Below are 17,377 nucleotides of genomic sequence, written 5' to 3'. Positions count from 1 at the left end.
CTGGCCACGGTCGGCGGTGTCGGCCTGGTGCTGCTGGCGATCTTCCTCGACCGCCTGACCCAGGCCATGGGCGCGCGCACCAGCGCCGACCCGAGCCTGCGCTGGTACCACACCGGGCCAGTGGGCGTGGTACTGCGCCTGTGCGGCGCGGCGCAACCCCAAGGGCGGCGCAAGACTGCCTGACTTAACCCCGTTCCATCTGCCGCATCCCGAAACAACAACCAGAAAAAGGTACGCGACGATGTCCGAGTTCAAGTTCCCCCGCCGTTTCCTGCAAACCGCATGCGCCGTGGCGCTGGGCCTGGCCTGCCTGCACGCCAGCGCCTCGCCCGACAAACCGGGTGAAGGGGTGAAGATCACCCCGGCATTCCCCACCGTGGACGAAGAGCGCTTCCGCGGCGAAGTGGCCATCGAGGGCCTGCGCGAGCTGGGCTACAACGTGCAGAAACCCAAGGAAACCGAATACGCCACGATGATCCTGGCGGTCGGCTACGGCGATGCCGATTTCAGCGTCAACCTATGGGACAAGCTGCACGCGAGTTTCTACCAGAAGGCCGGGGGCGACCAGAACATGGTCAAGGTCGGCGACATCCTGCCCGGCGTGTTGCAGGGCTACCTGATCGACAAGAAAACCGCCGACCAGTACCACATCAAGTACATCACCGACCTGAAGAAGCCAGAGATCGCCAAGCTGTTCGACACCGATGGCGACGGCAAGGCCGACATGACCGGTTGCAACCCGGGCTGGGGTTGCGAACTGGTGATCGCCCACCAGATGAAGGCCTACGACCTGGAAAGCAGCATCCACGTCAACCAGGGTTCGTACTTCGCGCTGATGGCCGACACCATCACCCGTTTCAAGGAAGGCAAGCCAGTGTTCTATTACACCTGGATGCCGCAGTGGGTGGCCGGCGTGCTGGTCGAGGGGCGCGACGTGGTCTGGCTGGAGGTGCCGAAAACCGATCTGCCGGGTGGCGACAACAGCGTCGATACGCTGTACCAGGGCAAGAACCTCGGTTTCGCCCTGGACAAGATCGAAGCGGTGATCAACCGCGACTTCGCCGAAAAGAACCCGGCAGCCGTGAAGTTCCTGTCGCTGATGCAGATCCCGGCGGCCGACGAGAGCGCGCAGAACCTGAAGATGCAGAACGGCGAGAAGTCCTTCGCCGACATCCAGCGCCACACCCAGGAATGGATCGCCGCCCACCGCCAGGCCTTCGATGGCTGGTTGCAGGCAGCACGCGCTGCGGCGATGCAGGCCAGTAACTAACCCCCAAGCAGAGCAGAACCATGAGCCAGCCAGTCGTCAGTCCTCTCAAAAGCCGTAGCTTCGCCCACCTGGCGCCGGATCACCGCCTCGCCACCGGCGCGGCCTTGCGCCGGGTCGGCTTCGTGCTGCTGGAGCAGTTCTCGATGATGACGCTGACCAGCGCCATGGACACCCTGGCTGCCGCCAACCAGGTCAGCGTCAAGCCGCTGTTCGAGTTCGTGATGATCGGTGACAGCGCGCAGGTGCGCAGCGATTCGGGCATCGTCATTGCCGTTGACCAGACCCTCGCCGACCTTCAGGCGCACAGCCTGGACTTTCTGTTCGTCTGTGGCGGTTTCCGCGTGCCGCTCAAGCGCAACCCCCGCCTGCGCGGCAAGCTGCGCGAGGCTGACAACCACGGCTGCCTGCTGGGTGGTTTGTGGAATGGTGCCTACTTCATCGCCGAAGCGGGCCTGCTCGAAGACCATGACTGCGCCTGCCATGTGGAGGGGCGGGCGCTGATGGGCGAGCTGTTCCCGGGTGTGCGTATCAGCCGGGCCGGCCACGTGCTGGACCGCCGGCGCCTGAGTTGCGCCGGTGCCAGCAGTGCGCTGGAGATGATGCTGGAGCTGCTGGCCGGCCGTTATGGCAAGAGCCTGCTCGACGGCGTGGCGCAGATCGTCGCCGCCGACAAGCCCGCGCCGGCGCTGCCCAGGGTGGCGCCGCCGTTTCGGGTCGGCTTGCCAGAGAACCTCAACGAAGCCATCGAGTTGATGAGCAGCAACATCGAAGAGCCGATTGCCATCGACGAGATCGCCCGGCATGTGAAACTGTCGCGTCGCCAACTGGAGCGCTCCTTCCGCCAGCATGTGCAGTCGACGCCGCTGACCTTTTACCTGGAGCTGCGCCTGGGGCATGCACGCCAGTTGCTGCAGCACACCGACAAGCCGATGTCGGAGATTGCCGTTGCCAGCGGCTTCACCAGCTTCTCGTACTTCTATCGGCGCTTTCACAACTTCTTCGCCATGCCTCCGCGCAAGTACCGGGCGATGAGCCGGGGCTGGGCGGTGCACTGACCGGGCGCCTATCCTGTTGGCAGTGGACGACTATCAGGAGCAGGCATGAATCGAAACGAGCTGCGCAAGGCGGATATCAACCTCATGGTGGTGTTCGAGGCGTTGATGCAAGAGCGCAACCTCACCCGCGCCGCCGAAAAGCTGTTTCTCGCCCAGCCCACGGTCAGCGCGGCGCTGGCCAGGCTGCGCACGATGTTCAACGACCCGCTGCTGATCCGCGTCGGCAACCGCATGGAGCCGTCTGCGCGGGCGGCGGAGGTGATCAAGCACCTCACTCCGGCGCTGGACGCGATGTCGGCGGCGCTCAGCCTGACCCATGACTTCGACCCGCCGACCAGCAAGATGACCTTCAGGATCGGCTTGTCCGACGATGTCGAATCCGGGCTGTTGCCGCCGTTGCTGCGGGCGCTGCGCACCGAAGCACCACATGTGGTGGTGGTTGTGCAGCATGTCGACTACTGGCGTATCCCCGACCTGCTGGCGTCGGGGGAGGTCACGGTGGGCATCAGCCAGACCCGCGGCCTGCCGGCCAATGCCAAACGTAAAGTATTACGTACCATGCAGGCGCGGGTGCTCAGGGCCGACAAGTCCGCGCAACCGCTGAGCCTGGAGGAGTTCTGCCAACGCCCCCACGTGCAGGTGTCGCCAACGGCCAACACCCAGGGCGTGGTCGATGACTGGCTGAAGGAAATCGGCCATGCGCGCAACGTGGTGTTGTCGGTGCCCCAGTTCAGTTCACTGCCGGCGATCCTGGCCGACACCGAACTGCTCGCCTGCTGCCCCGACTACGCCGCCGAGGCCATGGCCAGCTGGGGCAACCTGCAGGCCGAAACGCTGCCGTTCGACACCGTGCCGCTGGAGTTGGCCATGGTCTGGTTGAGTACCACCGACAGCGACCCGGCCGAGCGCTGGCTGCGCGGGCGGCTGGAGTACTACATGAGTGGTAATCGTGAGATTCGGGTTGGGTAGGCGGGATTGGGATTTGATGCTGGGGGTGTTCGCCTTGGCATTTTTGGCGCCTGTGAGATCGAGAGCCGCCCGCGCGGCGCTCGATCTCACAGGCGCTGAAAACCTCAAGCCAGGCACCCGCGAAGGGATCAGTGCCCGCCTTTCATCCGGCGGGCCACAAGGTAGATCACCAACCCCGCCAATGCCGTCGCAGCACCAATGTACCCAGTACTGGTCCAGCCCAAACCGGCACTGATGGCCATGCCGCCAAACCAGGGCCCCAAGGCGTTGGCCAGGTTGAAGGCGGCATGGTTGGACGCGGCCGCCAGGCTTGGCGCTTCGTGGGCGATGTCCATCAGGCGGATCTGCAGTGGCGCGGCCAGGGCGATCATGGTGCCGACCAGGCCAATCCCCAGCAGCACCGACCACAGCGCATGGGCGGCGAAGCTGAAGAACAGCAGCACGGCCGCCGACCACACCAGGACGATGCCCACGGCGCGGAACTGCAGGCGGTCGAACAGCTTGCCGCCGGCAATGTTGCCGATGATACCGCCAGCGCCGAACGCGGCCAGGCCGAAGGGGATCCACTCCGGCGCTACCTGGGTTACTTGCAGCATGGTCGGCGCCAGGTAACTGAACACGCAGAACATGCCGGCAAAGCCGATCGCGGCAATGCCCAGCGCCATCCACACCTGGGGCAGGGCGAAGGCTTGCAGTTCCTTGCGCGGGTCGCTGCGCGGCTCATCAACGGGCTGCGGAACGTATCGCCAGACCAGGGCAATGGTGCACAAAGCGATGGCACCGACCAGGATGAACGCCGAACGCCAGCCGAAGAACTGGCCGAGGAAGGTCGCCACCGGGTTGCCCAGCAGCATCGCCAGGGTCAGGCCCATCATCACCCGCGCCACGGCGCCGGCGCGCTGGTTGCTCGGCACCATGCTCGACGCCACCACCGCGGCGATACCGAAGTAGGCGCCATGGGGCAGGCCGCTGATGAAGCGGAACGCAACCATGCTGGTGAACGAAGGGGCAAAGGCGGTGGCCAGGTTGCCCATGGCATACAGCGCCATCAGCAACAGCAGCATGTGCTTGCGCAGCAGCTTGGCACCGAGGATGGCCAAGGTCGGCGCGCCGACCACCACGCCCAGCGCGTAGGCGCTGATGGCATGGCCGACTTGCGGCTCGCTCAATTGCAGGTTGGTGGCGATATCGGGCATCAGGCCCATGATGGCGAATTCGCCGGTGCCGATGGCGAAGCTGCCCAGCGCCATGGCAGCTTCCATCTTGCCGACGCCGCCCTTGGATGCGGCGAGCGGCGGTAATTCCTGAACAGACATTACGGTCCCTTTTAAAACACGCAGAAACATACTGAAACGTTTAAGGCGGGATCATACCATTCAGGATTGTTGAGGGTGGGCGAATCAGGCCGGCTCGCTCTGGGGCGATGCGAATGCCTGGGGAGCGGCCTGCAGCCGTTCGGTCAGGCGCGCCACATACGCTTCGGCGTCCGCCAGGTTGCTGAACGACACCGGGTGCCCGTCAATGACGACCTTGCAACCTGCGTCCTGTTCGTTGCGTTGGATCTCGACCTTCATGCCCACTCCTTGCTGTTGTTTTGGCGCGGCGAGGGTAGCGCAGATCTTCTTCAGCAAAAAGTGAAATAACCGCTCTAGAACGCGTATTTCAGCCTGACTCACCGGTCAGTGGGTGGTGGGCGTGCAGCCATCCCTGGCTGCAGGGCACGTCGACTGGCGCTGTTGCAAGCCGCCGACCTGTGCTCAAGCGGTCACTCGGCCATCTGCAATTCGGGCAACTTCACCCGGAAGGCCTTGGTCAGCCCGAGCAGGCAGAGGAACCCTACGCCCATCCAGCACAGGCCAATGGTGAAGGACATGCTCGACAGGCTGGTCCACAGCCAGATCGTGCTGAGGAACCCGAGTGCCGGAATGGCGCCGTACAGCAGGTAGTTGCGCATCCCTCGCAACTGCTGGTCCACCAGGTAGTGCTTGACCACTGCAAGGTTCACCGCCGAGAAGGCGAACAGGGCGCCGAAGCTGATCATGTTGGCCACGGTATCCAGGGTGATGAACAGCGCCACCAGCGACAGCAGGCTGACCAGCATGATCGCCGTCGCCGGCACGCGCTTTTTCGTCACCAGTTGGCCAAACACCCGGGGCAGCGCGCCATCGCGGCCCATGGCGAACAGCACCCGCGACACGCTGGCCTGGGACACCATCGCCGAAGCGAAGCAGCCGGCCACGTAGGTTGCGGTGAAGGCTGTCACCAGCATTTCGCCGCCGACTCGGCGCATCACATCCACCGAGGCCGAGTCGGGGTCGGCGAAGCTGGCCCAGTCGGGGAAGACCATCTGCGCGCAGTACGACACCACCAGGAACAGCAGGCCACCGATCACTGACACCGCCATGATCGCCTGTGGAATGCGCCGGGTCGGGTTGCTGGTTTCCTCGGCCATGGTCGACACCGCATCGAAACCGAGGAACGACAGGCACAGCACCGCCGCGCCGGTCATGATCAGCGGCACGCTGAAGCCTTCGTGGTGGAACGGCGCCAGCAGAGAGACCGGCGCGGCCTGGCCGCTCATGTGGCGTACCGACAACGCGACGAACACCACGATGAATACCAGCTGTGCCACCACCAGGATCCAGTTGACCCGGGTGATCGACTCGATGCCGATCAGGTTGAGGAAGGTCACCAGGGCAATCGACCCGGCGACCCACACCCAGGCATGGATGGCCGGGAAGTACTCGGACATGTAGATGCCGATCAGCAGGTAGCTGAGCAGCGGCAGGAAGATGTAATCGAGCAGCAAGGTCCAGCCGGCGATGAAGCCGAAGTGGCTGCCGAAGGCCTTGCGTGTGTAGGTGTAGACGGAACCGGAGTAGGGATGGGCCTGGACCATGCGGCCGTAGCTGTACGCGGTCAGCAGCATGGCGGCGAGGGTGAGGATGTAGGCGATGGGCAGGTGGCCCTTGGTCATCTGGGTGACCAGCCCATAGGTGGTGAAGACGGCGAGCGGAACCATGTAGGCAAGGCCGAACAGCACCAGCGCGGTCATGCCCATGGATTTGCGGAAACGGCCGGAGGTGTTGCTGGGCGACGCAGGATGCTGGGGTTGGGCTGTATTTGTTGTTGTATGCATTTGCTAACTCCTGAAATGGGATGCAGGAAGCCGCAGCAGGCGAGCAAGCTCGCTACTGGTGAGGAAGTCTGATCAGAGGTGTGGCTCAGGTGGGGCGGCTCGAATGCTCCCACACTCGGGCAGGCCTCGAAATCACCCTTTCGGGGGAGCAGTTTTTTCCTCTGCAAGGGGCAGAAAAAAGCTGGTTTCGCCGGGCCCGTGGCTGCGCCAAGAATGTTGCCCAGACCCATAACAAGCGGACCGCACGGACGGTCGTCAGGAGTGTGTATGTACGATCTCGGATACTGGCAACAGCGCGCGGCAGGCTTGAGCTTGCCAGACAAGGCCTTGATCGGTGGCCGCCAGCTCGGGGCCGCCAGCGGTGCAACGTTCGACGCCATCAACCCGGCGACCAATCAGGTGCTCGCCCGTGTCGCTGCCTGCGACCAGGCCGAAGTCGACCTTGCCGTCAGCACTGCGCGCAAGGCCTTCGAGCAAGGGCCGTGGCCACGCATGGCGCCCGTGGAGCGCAAGAAGGTGCTGCTGCGCCTGGCCGAGCTGATCATGGCCCACCGTGAAGAACTGGCGCTGCTGGACTCGCTGAACATGGGCAAGCCGGTCATGGATGCCTACAACATCGACGTACCGGGTTCGGCCCACGTCTTTGCCTGGTATGGCGAGGCGCTCGACAAGCTCTACGATCAGGTGGCACCGACCGCGGCCAATGCCTTGGCCACCATCACCCGCGAAGCACTGGGCGTGGTCGCGGCAGTGGTGCCGTGGAACTTCCCGCTCGACATGGCCGCCTGGAAGCTCGCCCCGGCGCTGGCGGCGGGCAATAGCGTGGTCCTCAAGCCCGCCGAGCAATCACCGTTCTCGGCCTTGCGCCTGGCCGAACTGGCGCTGCAAGCCGGCCTGCCGGAAGGTGTGCTCAACGTGGTCCCGGGCCTTGGCGAAACGGCGGGCCGTGCGCTGGGGCTGCACCCTGATGTCGACTGCCTGGTGTTCACCGGCTCCACCCAGGTGGGCAAGTACTTCATGCAGTACTCGGCGCAGTCCAACCTCAAGCAAGTGTGGCTGGAGTGTGGTGGCAAGAGCCCGAACCTGGTGTTCGCCGACTGCCAGGACCTGGACCTGGCCGCCGAGAAGGCCGCCTTTGGCATCTTCTTCAACCAGGGCGAAGTGTGCTCGGCCAACTCGCGGCTGTATGTGCAGCGTTCGATCCATGACGAGTTCATTGAGCGCCTGCAGGCCAAGGCTCGCCAGTGGCTGCCAGGCAACCCGCTGGACCCGGCCAGCCGTGCCGGTGCCATCGTCGATGCCGAGCAGGCCTCGCGCATTGCCCAGGCCATCGGCCAGGCCCGCGAGGAGGGCGCACGCCTGGTCTGCGGCGGGCAACGCCTGACCATCGGGGGCTCGGACAACTTCATCGAACCGACCATTTTCGCTGGCGTCGACAACCGCATGAGCCTGGCCCGGGACGAGGTCTTCGGCCCGGTGCTGGCGGTCAGTGCGTTCGATACCGAAGAGCAGGCGATCAGCCTGGCCAATGACAGTATCTATGGCCTGGCGGCGTCGGTGTGGAGCGATGACCTGAACCGGGCGCACCGCGTCGCCCGCGCGCTCAAGGCGGGTACGGTATCGGTGAACACGGTCGATGCGCTGGATGTAACGGTGCCGTTTGGCGGTGGCAAGCAGTCCGGGTTCGGCCGCGACCTGTCGCTGCATTCGTTCGACAAGTACTCGCAGTTGAAGACCACCTGGTATCAACTGCGCGGCTGACAGGGAGGGCGCGGTGTTTCGGGGGCTTGGCGCAAGATCTCACAGGCGCAAACAATCTCGGGTCAGGCATTCGCGGGTGCTGAGTGGAGTGGGTGTGTGCATCATGTACCTGGCCTGATGGATTGCTGCATCATAGCAAGCTCGGCCATCCACTTACCCAGGAGACAGCGATGATCAAGCCCGGCGAGCAACTGCCCGACATTACACTTTACGAATACAGCAACGGCGAGGGCGCCTGCCCGATCGGCCCGAATGCGTTCTCGGTGCGTGAGCGCTGCAAGCAGAAGAACGTGGTGATTTTCGGTTTGCCCGGCGCGTTCACGCCCACCTGTTCCGAGCGTCACGTCCCGGGCTATGTGGCCGAAGCACCGCAACTGTTCGCGGCGGGCGTTGACGAGATTCTCTGCGTGTCGGTGAACGATGCCTTCGTCATGAACGCCTGGGGCAGCAGCCTGCAGGTCGGCGAGACAGTGAAGATGATCGGCGACGGCAATGGCGAGTTCAGCGAGGCGCTGGGGTTGATCCAGGACCTCTCGGCGCGGGGCCTGGGGCGGCGTTCGCAGCGCTACGCCATGCTGGTCGACGACGGTGTGGTCAAGCACCTTGCGCTGGAGGCGCCTGGCACGTTCGAGGTCAGCGATGCCGCGAGCATGCTGGCCGTGGTGCGGGGCCAGGGCTGACCTGGTCCTGGCGGATACCGGGGCCGCCTCAATGGGCATCGGCCGACGGCTGCCGGGGTGGCTGGACTTTGCGCATCAACGGCACCAGTAGTGTGGCGAACGCAAAGCACGCCATGATGACCAGGAAGGCGTCGGCGTAGGTCATCGTCTGCGCTTCGCGCCAGGTCAACGCCCACAGCTGATGCAGCGCAGTCTGGCCAGCATCCAGGCTGTTCTGGCCCAGTGCCTGGGCGCTGTCGCTCCATTGCTCGAGCCGGGTGTTCAGGGTTTCGTTGCGCACGTTCAGGTGCTCGGCCAGGCGCAGAAAGTGCAGGTTGGTCCGATCATTGAGGAGCGTGGCGCAGGCTGCGATGCCCAGTGCGCCGCCCAGGTTGCGCATCAGGTTGAACAAGCCCGACGCGAGCTTCAGCCGTGCCGGCGACAGCGCGCCCAGGGTCAGCGTGACCGTCGGCGGCACCGCCATCTGCTGGGCAAAGCCGCGAATGGCCTGGGGCAGCAGCAGCTCCCTGGCACCCCAGTCATGGGTAATCGGCGAAAAGTCCCACATCGAGATCCCGAACAGCGCCAGGCCGAACATCAGGATCCAGCGCAAGTCCACCCGGTTGGCGAGAAAGGCGTACACCGGGATGGCCATGAGCTGGAACACGCCGGTGGAAAACACCGCCAGGCCGATATCCAGGGCACCGTAACCGCGCACACGGCCCAGGAACAACGGCGTCAGGTAGATCGTGGCGAAGATCCCGATACCGGTGATGAATGAAAACAGGCAGCCCAGGGCAAAGTTGCGGTCGCGCAGGGCATGCAGGTCGACGATCGGCTGCGCGGCGCTCAGGCTGCGCCAGACGAACAGGATGCCGCACAGGCCTGCCAGCCAGGCCGTGGTGGCTATGGTGCGGTCGCTGAACCAGTTCCAGCGCGGGCCTTCTTCCAGGGTGTACTCCAGACAACCCAGAAACACCGCCATCAAACCCATGCCCAGGTAGTCGGCGCCCTTGAGCAAGCCCAGGTCGGGCTGATCGACCTTGACCAGCATCGGCACGGCGAGGGTGACGAAAATGCCGGGCACCAGGTTGATGTAGAACAGCCAGTGCCAGGACGAAACATCGGTGATCCAGCCACCAACTGCGGGCCCCAGGGTCGGCGCGAGCGAGGCGATGGCGCCAATCACCGAGGCGGCAATCACCCGTTGCGGGCCGCTGAAGTAGATGAATGCGGTGGTGAACACCAGCGGGATCATCGAACCACCCAAAAAGCCTTGCAGTGCGCGGAAAGCGATCATGCTCTGGATGTTCCAGGCCACCGCACAGAGCAGGCTGGTCAGGGTGAAGCCGGCGGCCGAGGCGGCGAACAACCAGCGCGTACTCATCACCCGCGACAGCCAGCCGGAGAGCGGGATCACGATGATCTCGGCAATCAGGTAGGCCGTTTGCACCCAGGCGGTGTCATCCGCACCGGCGGAAAGCCCACCGCCGATATCCTTGAGCGAGGCCGAGACAATCTGGATATCGATCAGGGCAATGAACATGCCCACACACATGCAGGCGAAGGCCGCGACCTTCTGACGGGGGGTGAGGACCGGCAGTTCGCTGTTCATGGCCGGCTTGCCGCGGCAAGGTCAGGCTGCGCCGCGCGCGGGGCCTTGGTGTCGATTTCGGCATACACCGAAAGGCCTGGGCGCAGGTCACCGAAGTCGGCATCGTCATCCGCCAGACGCACACGCACCGGCACGCGTTGCACGATCTTGGTGAAATTGCCGGTGGCATTCTCGGGCGGCAACACACTGAACTGCGCACCGGTAGCCGGCGCTATGCTCTCGACGCGGCCGTGGAAGGTGCGGCCCGGGAGGATATCGGCGGTGATGCTGACAGCCTGGCCCACTTGCATGCGTGCCAGCTGGTCTTCCTTGAAGTTGGCGTCAACCCACAACCCGTGGGCCGGCACTACCGAAATCAGTTGGCTACCGGCTGCGGCATAGGCGCCGACCTTGGCCCGGCGATTGCCGACATAGCCATCGACCGGCGCACGCAGTTCGGTGTAACCGACGTTGAGCCGGGCCTGTTCCCGGTCTGCTTCGGCCTGGGCCAGTGCGGCACGTGTCTGCTGGCGCTGGGTGTCGATCACGGCCAGCTGCTGACGTGCGGCCAGCAGGCCGGCTTGGGCGTGGACGCGGTCGGCCTGCGCGGTTTTCCAGGCCGTGTCGACGCGCTGGGCGCTCTGCACCGACACGGCCTGGCTTTGCACCAGGTTCTGATAGCGCACCCTGTCGTCCATGGCCCTTTGCGCCTCGGCGCTGCGGGCGTCGATCTGTGCTTTGGCCTGGCTGATGAGCGCCTGCTGCAGCAGTTCGACCGCGTCGAGATTGGCCAGCCGCGCATGCTGCGCCGCCACGGCGCCGTCAGCCTTGGCCAGGGCGGCGTTGTAGTCGCGCACATCGATCCGCGCCAACAGGTCACCGGCCTTGACGAACTGGTTGTCGACCACCGCAACTTCACTGATATAGCCGGGGACCTTGGCACTGATCACGGTCACCTCGGCGCCCACGTAGGCATCGTCGGTGTCCTCGATGAAGCGGCCGCTGAGCCACCAGTGGCTCGCATAGGCCACGCCAGCGATCATGGCGAGCGCCAGTGCGCCCAGGCGCAAGGTGGCGCGGCCAAAGGGCTTGCCGCGCGCAGTGGCGCTGTTCAGCGCAGCGCCGGGTTCGATGTCGACCTGAGCGTTCATGACGGTCAGTCCTCTGCTTGGGCTTCGGGGGAACAGGGCTTTACGCCCTGTAGCGGGGCGCTGGCATGCGCAACGACAGCTGCGGCAGCAGCTTTTGCCGTGCGGCCTCATAGGCGTCCAGGTCGGCGATATCCGGCAGCGCCGGCAGGGTGGCGAACTCACCAAGGTCAAGGCCGACAAGCGCGGCATCGACCATGTCATCCGCGGACATCACGATCTCGCCAGGCAGTTGTTCGACAGGCTTGCCAGAAGCGGCCCAGAAGTCGGTGGCGGTCGCGCCAGGCAACACCACCTGGACCTGAACGCCGAGGTCCTTGAGTTCGCTGCGCAGCGACTGGCTGAAGGCATAGACATAGGCCTTCGATGCGCCGTAGACGCCGTTCAGGACTTCCGGAGCGATGGCGACGATCGATGCGATGTTGATCAACGTGCCGCCGCCGCGCGCCACCAGGCCCGGAATGGCGGCATAGGTCAAGCGGGTGAGCGCCTGCACGTTGAGTGCGAGCAAGTCATCCAGCGTGTCGATGTCGGATTCGAGCAGCGGCTGGATGGCACCCATGCCCGCGTTGTTGACCAGCATCGTGATGCTGGCATCGGTGCGCAGGATATCTTCGACGCGCGACAGGCCGGCCGGGCTACCAAGGTCTGCCACCACCACCTCGATGGAGCGCCCGGTGGCGTCGGTCAGGCGTTTGGCCAGTGCGTTGAGCGGGGCTTCGCTGCGGGCGACCAGGATCAGGTCGTAACCGCGACGGCTGAGGCGGTCGGCATAGATCGCCCCGATGCCGGAGGATGCGCCAGTGATGAGTGCGGTACCCATGTGCTTGATCATGACTGTCTCCAAAGGTTGCCCGCGCACGGCTTGTGCGCTGGTCTGGAGGTCATGTTATGGCCTTGTGGGCATGCCTCAAATGTCATATAAGACACCTTTTAGGACATGAGACTCAGCCATGCACACGCTCGGTTTTGTCGTTCTTCCAGGCTTCCAGCTGATGGGACTGACCGCGATCACGGCGTTCGAAATCGCCAACCTGACCCTGGGCAAACCCGCTTATGAAGTGACCCTGCTGTCGGAAGACGGGGGGCTGGTGCCGTCTTCGGCAGGCTTTCGCATCGAGACCCGCGCGTTTGCCAGCGAACAGGTGTTCGATACCGTGATGTTCGGCTCCGGCACGTCGGTGATGCCGGTCACGGCCGGCCTAGCCCGCTTCGTGCGGGCATCGATGACCTCCGCTCGCCGCGTTGCCGCGCCTTGCGTCGGCGCCTTCGTCCTCGCCGAAAGCGGTGTGCTCGACGGCCGGCGGGCAACCACCCACTGGTTGTTTGCCAAGCAGCTGCAGGACCGCTACCCCAAGGTCAAGGTCGAACCGGACCGGATCTATATCATCGACGGCCCGGTGTGGACCTCGGCAGGCATGACGGCAAGCATCGACCTGGCGCTGGCCATGATCGAGAAAGACCATGGGCTGGAAACCGCCCGCATCGTCGCGCGCAAGCTGGTGGTCTACCACCGCCGGGCCGGTGGGCAGTCGCAGTTTTCCGTGTTGCTGGACCTCGACGCCAAGTCTGATCGCATCCAGAAGGCGCTGGATTACGCCCGGCGCAACCTGACAAGCGCCTTGAGCGTGGAGGAACTGGCCGAGGTCTCGCACTTGAGCCCCCGGCAGTTCAGCCGCGCATTCACCGCCGAGACCGGCCAGTCGCCGGCCAAGGCGGTGGAGCATCTGCGGGTCGAGGCGGCGCGGATGCTGCTCGAAGACAGCGGGCACCCCATCGAAGTCGTTGCCAGGGAGGCAGGCTTCGCCGACCGGGAACGGATGAGGCGGGCGTTCCTGCGGACGATCGGCCAGACGCCGCAGATGATTCGACGCAGCGGAACGCCGGTAGGGTAAACGGGCTAAGCTTTCGAGAGGCCGCCGGGTGTCTCGAGGAAACTGCCATGGGTGCCGCTTCTCTGTCCGAACTCGATGCCGCGCTACCCGGGCTGACCCGCAAGATCCGCGTGCTCGATGCCCTGGCCTGGCCGGATGGCATCGAGCAGGTGTTCCTCAGCCAGTGGCGCGCCGGCAACGCCCAGCTGCCCCAGGTGCAATTGCAACCGCGCGATCACAGCGCCGACATTGCTGCGTTGGAGGCCTTTATCGGGCAGTGCGACCAGCAGCATCCGGCCGGGCGCTTCCTGGCGATGACCGCCCGCAGTTACGCCACTGCCGGGCGCATGCTCGGGGCCATCGGCACCCCCGAATTCACCCGTTGTTCCGCAGCGCTGTACCGGCGCCCGGATTTTCTCTACCCGAGGCAGAAGCTGACCATGCTCGACGCGGCCGGTTTCTTCCTCAAGACCACCGATGCCCTGCTGGGCAGCGAGCAGATTCCGCCCAGCGAGGCTGACATCCCGGCGGAGGATTTCGCTGCCTGGATGCAGCCGGAAATAGACCGCTTCTTTGGTGCCGGGCGGATCAGGATCGTGCTGGACCCGAACCTCGCCTCCAAGGCCATCGCCGGGACCAGTCGCATTCGCCTGCGTGCCGGGGCCCTGTTCAGTGAGCTGGACAAGCAGCAACTGTTGCAGCACGAAGCCTTCGTGCATGTCGCCACCGCACAGAATGGTGCCAGCCAGCCCAACCTCAAGAGCCTGGGGCTCGGTGCGCCGCGCACCACCCAGACCCAGGAGGGCATTGCCACGCTGGCCGAACTGTTCACCGGCAGCATGGACATCAACCGCCTGCGCCGTGTCGCCCTGCGTGCGCTGGCGGTGCAGCAGGCACTGGATGGCGCCGACTTCATCCAGGTGTTCGAAGGGTTCGTGAACGCCGGGCAGTCGCCGCAAGAGTCGTTCCGCTCGACCCAGCGGATCTTCCGCGGTGCCGACCTGCGCGGCGGTTCAGCCTTCACCAAGGATGCCGCCTACCTGACCGGCTTGCTGGGTGTGCATACCTTGCTGCGTGTGGCAATCCGTGACAACCGCCCGGAACTGGTCGGCCACCTGTTCGCCGGGCGCCTGACCCTGGCCGATACCGTGCGCCTTGCACCGCTGTTCGAGAGCGGCTGGCTGCAGGCGCCGTCCTACATTCCGGCCTGGGCCTGCGACATGCGCCGGCTCGCCGCCAACCTGGCGTTCTCGGCCTTCATCGCCCAGATCAAGCTGGATGTGCTCGACCTGCCGATGTTCATGGCCTTTGCCGACGAGCACGAAGCGGATGCCAGCGCCCAGTGATGACCGCTACGGCAGTTGCCACTGCGGATTCGACAACCGCTCCCCGAAAAAGTCGGCCAGCGCCTGGACCTTGCGCGGCCGGGTGCGTGCGGACGGGGTCACGAAGTACAGGCCGCCCTGGGTCATCCGCCATTCGGGCAGCAGCTGCTCAAGGCGGCCGTCGGCCAGGTACTCGGCGGCAATGAATTCCGGTAGCTCGGCAATCGCCATGCCCGCCAGCAAGGGCGCGATCAGGGCATCCGAGTTGGTTACCCGCAGCGGCCCGCGGGGCGTCACGTCGTGCTCGCTGCCGTCGGCGTGGCTGAAGCGCCATACCTGGCTGCGGGCACGATAGGCGTAACTCATGCAGGCGTGGCCAGCCAGCTCGCGCGGGTGCGTGGGGTGGCCATGGCGGGCAAGGTAGGACGGTGCCGCTACCAGGTACTGGCTGACCGCGCAGATACGCCGCGCCACCAGTGACGAGTCGGGCAGGGCGGCGATACGCAAGGCTGCGTCGAAACCTTCGGCAACCAGGTCGACGGTCGAGTCGGACAGATGCAGGTCGAGTTCCAACTCTGGGTACTGCGCCAGCAACTCGGGCAGCAGCGGCGCGACCCAGCGCAAGCCGAAGGACATCGGCACGGCCAGGCGCACCAGCCCGCGCGGCTGCACCGACAGCTCCTGGGCCTCGCTTTCCATTTCCTCGGCCTGGCGATACAGCGCGCTGGCTTGCTCGACCATCCGCTGACCGAACTCCGTCAGCGAAAGTTGGCGCGAGGTACGGTTGAACAGGCGCGCACCCAAACGTTCCTCGAGGCGCGCAACCGCACGCGACACCGTGGGTACCGAAACGCCCATGGCGCGTGAAGCGGCGGCATAAGAGCCTTCCTCGGCCACTTTGGCGAACATCGCCAGGCCTTCGAAATCCGGAATTCTTGGTATTTCATTTCTGCAATGATGACTTTCAAATGATTCTATTTTGAAATGCTCCGCCGGTCGATACGCTTCTCCCCACAGCCACTCACCACCTCAACGGGAGAAACACCATGAGCAAGAAACTCGAAGGCAAGATCGCACTGGTCACTGGCGGCACCACCGGCATCGGCCTGGCCACGGCAAAACGCTTTGCCGAGGAGGGCGCCCATGTCTACATCACCGGGCGCCGTCAGGCGGAGCTGGACAAGGCCGTGGCGCTGGTGGGCAATGCCACCGGCATTGCGGTCGACTCCACCCGGCTGGAGCAACTGGATGAACTCTATGCCCGCATCGGTCAGGAACAGGGGCGCCTGGATGTGTTGTTTGCCAACGCGGGTGGCGGTTCCATGCTGCCCCTGGGCGAGATTACCGAGGCCCACTATGACGATACCTTCGACCGCAACGTGAAAGGGGTGCTGTTCACCGTGCAGAAGGCGCTGCCGCTGCTGGCGCGCAACGCATCGGTCATTCTCACCGGCTCCACGGCCGGTAGTTCCGGCACCGCAGCGTTCAGTGTGTACTCGGCGTCCAAGGCTGCCGTACGGGCCCTGGCCCGTAGCTGGATCCTGGACCTGAAGGACCGCGCAGTCCGGGTCAATACGCTCAGCCCTGGCGCCACGCGCACACCCGGGCTGGTCGAACTCGCCGGGCCGGATGCCGGGCAACAGCAAGGCCTGCTGGATTACCTGGCGGCGCAGGTGCCGCTGGGGCGGGTAGGCGAGCCGGTCGAGATCGCCAATGCGGCGGTGTTCCTGGCCAGCGACGATGCCAGCTTCGTCAACGGGGCCGAGTTGTTCGTGGACGGTGGCCAGGCGCAGATCTGAGCATCAGGAGGGCGAAATACGGGCGGAGTACAAATGTACTCCTTGCCTGTTGACGGCCATCAAGCTGACAGGGGAGACCGTGGCCATCTTTCGGTGCATCATGTAGGTCTCGGTATCCAAGGCAGCTTCCAGGCAGTATTGAAAAATGATTCGTCCGCTATTTGTCGCGCTCGATGGCCCGAAGGGCACCGGCAAGACCACGTTGCTGGAGGCTGTTACCCAAGCCCTGAGGGCAGACAACAGGAAGGTGATCCGGCTGTGCGAGAAGAAAAGCGACCCCTTCCGGGGGGAGACCATGGCGCTCGTCAACACGCTTGTGAGAAACCCCTGCCAGGAGCTGGAACTGAAGGTCTGTGCGCGCCTGGCCGATAGCCGTGCGTGGATTACCCGCAACGTATTGCCCAGGCAACCTGCAAACAGCATCATCCTGATCGATCGCTGGTACCCCTCCGATGCCGCGTTTCGACGGGCAGTCCCGTTCGCCGAGATTCTGCGCATGAACCGCGAGCGCAACGTGCAAGTGCCGGACCTGCATGTCGGCGTGGTCACCTCGCCTGATACCTCGTGGGCGAGGGCGGCGGCGCGTACGCGGGGGCTGGGCAGTACGGTGATCCACCGGCTGGATGAGCAAATCGCCTGCACCGAGGCATTCGAGCGGGCGGTTGCCGATCACGGCTGGGTGCTGTGCCGCAATGAAGGAACGGTCGAAGACGCGACACAGCAGGTGGTCGCCGAGATTCAGGGCGTGCTGGCCTCAAACAACCTTTAGTGTGCGAGATGAGAT

16 protein-coding genes and 1 pseudogene are annotated in these 17,377 nt (G+C 64.7%); 10 read left to right on the top strand and 7 right to left on the bottom strand.

Features of this window, described 5'->3' with window-relative positions; translation table 11 throughout:
- From J7573_RS07495 to J7573_RS07480, 4 genes and pseudogenes are all read left to right on the top strand, one after another.
- Positions 1 to 183: pseudogene (locus tag J7573_RS07495) on the top strand (glycine/betaine ABC transporter permease); the annotation flags it as partial.
- Positions 184 to 241: 58 nt separating this feature from the next.
- Positions 242 to 1,270, top strand: coding sequence for a glycine betaine/L-proline ABC transporter substrate-binding protein ProX (gene proX / locus J7573_RS07490; RefSeq protein ID WP_294331878.1), 1,029 nt, complete (start codon positions 242 to 244; stop codon positions 1,268 to 1,270).
- A 20-nt stretch (positions 1,271 to 1,290) separates the two neighbouring features.
- Positions 1,291 to 2,325, top strand: a complete 1,035-nt coding sequence (locus J7573_RS07485; protein ID WP_294331875.1) for a GlxA family transcriptional regulator — start codon at positions 1,291 to 1,293, stop codon at positions 2,323 to 2,325.
- A gap of 45 nt (positions 2,326 to 2,370) precedes the next feature.
- The gene (locus J7573_RS07480; RefSeq protein ID WP_294331872.1) at positions 2,371 to 3,294 is read left to right on the top strand and encodes a LysR substrate-binding domain-containing protein; all 924 of its coding nucleotides are present in this window, start codon (positions 2,371 to 2,373) and stop codon (positions 3,292 to 3,294) included.
- 128 nt (positions 3,295 to 3,422) lie between these two features.
- Here J7573_RS07480 and J7573_RS07475 read toward each other — a convergent pair whose 3' ends face one another.
- The 3 genes from J7573_RS07475 to J7573_RS07465 all read right to left on the bottom strand — a co-directional run bounded on the left by J7573_RS07475 (position 3,423) and on the right by J7573_RS07465 (position 6,433).
- On the bottom strand, positions 3,423 to 4,610 hold the full coding sequence (locus tag J7573_RS07475; protein ID WP_294331869.1) for an MFS transporter: 1,188 nt from the start codon (positions 4,608 to 4,610) through the stop codon (positions 3,423 to 3,425).
- An 84-nt stretch (positions 4,611 to 4,694) separates the two neighbouring features.
- On the bottom strand, positions 4,695 to 4,868 hold the full coding sequence (locus tag J7573_RS07470; protein WP_294331866.1) for a hypothetical protein: 174 nt from the start codon (positions 4,866 to 4,868) through the stop codon (positions 4,695 to 4,697).
- Positions 4,869 to 5,059: 191 nt separating this feature from the next.
- A complete protein-coding gene (locus tag J7573_RS07465; protein ID WP_294331863.1) occupies positions 5,060 to 6,433 on the bottom strand; it encodes an APC family permease in 1,374 nt (457 codons plus the stop codon).
- A 267-nt stretch (positions 6,434 to 6,700) separates the two neighbouring features.
- Between J7573_RS07465 and J7573_RS07460 the strand changes: the two genes are divergently transcribed.
- Together J7573_RS07460 and J7573_RS07455 are read left to right on the top strand one after the other, a co-directional pair.
- Positions 6,701 to 8,194 carry an aldehyde dehydrogenase gene (locus J7573_RS07460; protein ID WP_294331860.1) on the top strand — a complete coding sequence of 498 codons (1,494 nt, stop codon included), beginning with the start codon at positions 6,701 to 6,703 and terminating at the stop codon, positions 8,192 to 8,194.
- A 170-nt stretch (positions 8,195 to 8,364) separates the two neighbouring features.
- Complete coding sequence (locus tag J7573_RS07455; protein ID WP_294331857.1) at positions 8,365 to 8,874, top strand: peroxiredoxin; 510 nt, start codon at positions 8,365 to 8,367, stop codon at positions 8,872 to 8,874.
- A 28-nt stretch (positions 8,875 to 8,902) separates the two neighbouring features.
- Here the strand turns inward: J7573_RS07455 and J7573_RS07450 are convergent, their stop codons facing one another.
- The 3 genes from J7573_RS07450 to J7573_RS07440 form a co-directional block, all read right to left on the bottom strand.
- On the bottom strand, positions 8,903 to 10,468 hold the full coding sequence (locus J7573_RS07450) for a DHA2 family efflux MFS transporter permease subunit (RefSeq protein ID WP_294331855.1): 1,566 nt from the start codon (positions 10,466 to 10,468) through the stop codon (positions 8,903 to 8,905).
- Positions 10,465 to 11,490 (bottom strand): HlyD family secretion protein, encoded by a 1,026-nt coding sequence (locus J7573_RS07445; RefSeq protein WP_294331900.1) that lies wholly within the window; start codon positions 11,488 to 11,490, stop codon positions 10,465 to 10,467. Before J7573_RS07445 ends, J7573_RS07450 begins: the two co-directional genes overlap by 4 nt.
- 148 nt (positions 11,491 to 11,638) lie before the next feature.
- The gene (locus J7573_RS07440; protein WP_294331852.1) at positions 11,639 to 12,430 is read right to left on the bottom strand and encodes an SDR family oxidoreductase; all 792 of its coding nucleotides are present in this window, start codon (positions 12,428 to 12,430) and stop codon (positions 11,639 to 11,641) included.
- A 118-nt stretch (positions 12,431 to 12,548) separates the two neighbouring features.
- Here J7573_RS07440 and J7573_RS07435 point away from each other — a divergent pair, with 118 nt between their 5' ends.
- Together J7573_RS07435 and J7573_RS07430 are read left to right on the top strand one after the other, a co-directional pair.
- Complete coding sequence (locus J7573_RS07435; protein ID WP_294331850.1) at positions 12,549 to 13,490, top strand: GlxA family transcriptional regulator; 942 nt, start codon at positions 12,549 to 12,551, stop codon at positions 13,488 to 13,490.
- Between the two features lie 47 nt (positions 13,491 to 13,537).
- Positions 13,538 to 14,815, top strand: coding sequence for a flavohemoglobin expression-modulating QEGLA motif protein (locus J7573_RS07430; RefSeq protein WP_294331847.1), 1,278 nt, complete (start codon positions 13,538 to 13,540; stop codon positions 14,813 to 14,815).
- Positions 14,816 to 14,821: 6 nt separating this feature from the next.
- On the opposite strand, the gene J7573_RS07425 is transcribed toward J7573_RS07430, so the two are convergent.
- A complete protein-coding gene (locus J7573_RS07425; protein ID WP_294331897.1) occupies positions 14,822 to 15,736 on the bottom strand; it encodes a LysR family transcriptional regulator in 915 nt (304 codons plus the stop codon).
- Positions 15,737 to 15,840: 104 nt separating this feature from the next.
- On the opposite strand from J7573_RS07425, the gene J7573_RS07420 reads away from it, so the two are divergent.
- Both J7573_RS07420 and J7573_RS07415 read left to right on the top strand, forming a co-directional pair.
- Positions 15,841 to 16,593: an SDR family oxidoreductase gene (locus J7573_RS07420; RefSeq protein ID WP_294331843.1), complete on the top strand. Its 753-nt coding sequence runs from the start codon at positions 15,841 to 15,843 to the stop codon at positions 16,591 to 16,593.
- Between the two features lie 145 nt (positions 16,594 to 16,738).
- Positions 16,739 to 17,362, top strand: a complete 624-nt coding sequence (locus J7573_RS07415; protein ID WP_294331840.1) for a dTMP kinase — start codon at positions 16,739 to 16,741, stop codon at positions 17,360 to 17,362.
- Positions 17,363 to 17,377 lie beyond the last annotated feature (15 nt).

Origin of the sequence: Pseudomonas sp., assembly GCF_017744435.1 — a bacterium.
In the GTDB taxonomy this organism is placed as follows: domain Bacteria; phylum Pseudomonadota; class Gammaproteobacteria; order Pseudomonadales; family Pseudomonadaceae; genus Aquipseudomonas.
The sequence above is the reverse complement of the archived record's forward strand: the minus strand, read 5'-3'. Positions and strand labels throughout refer to the sequence as shown.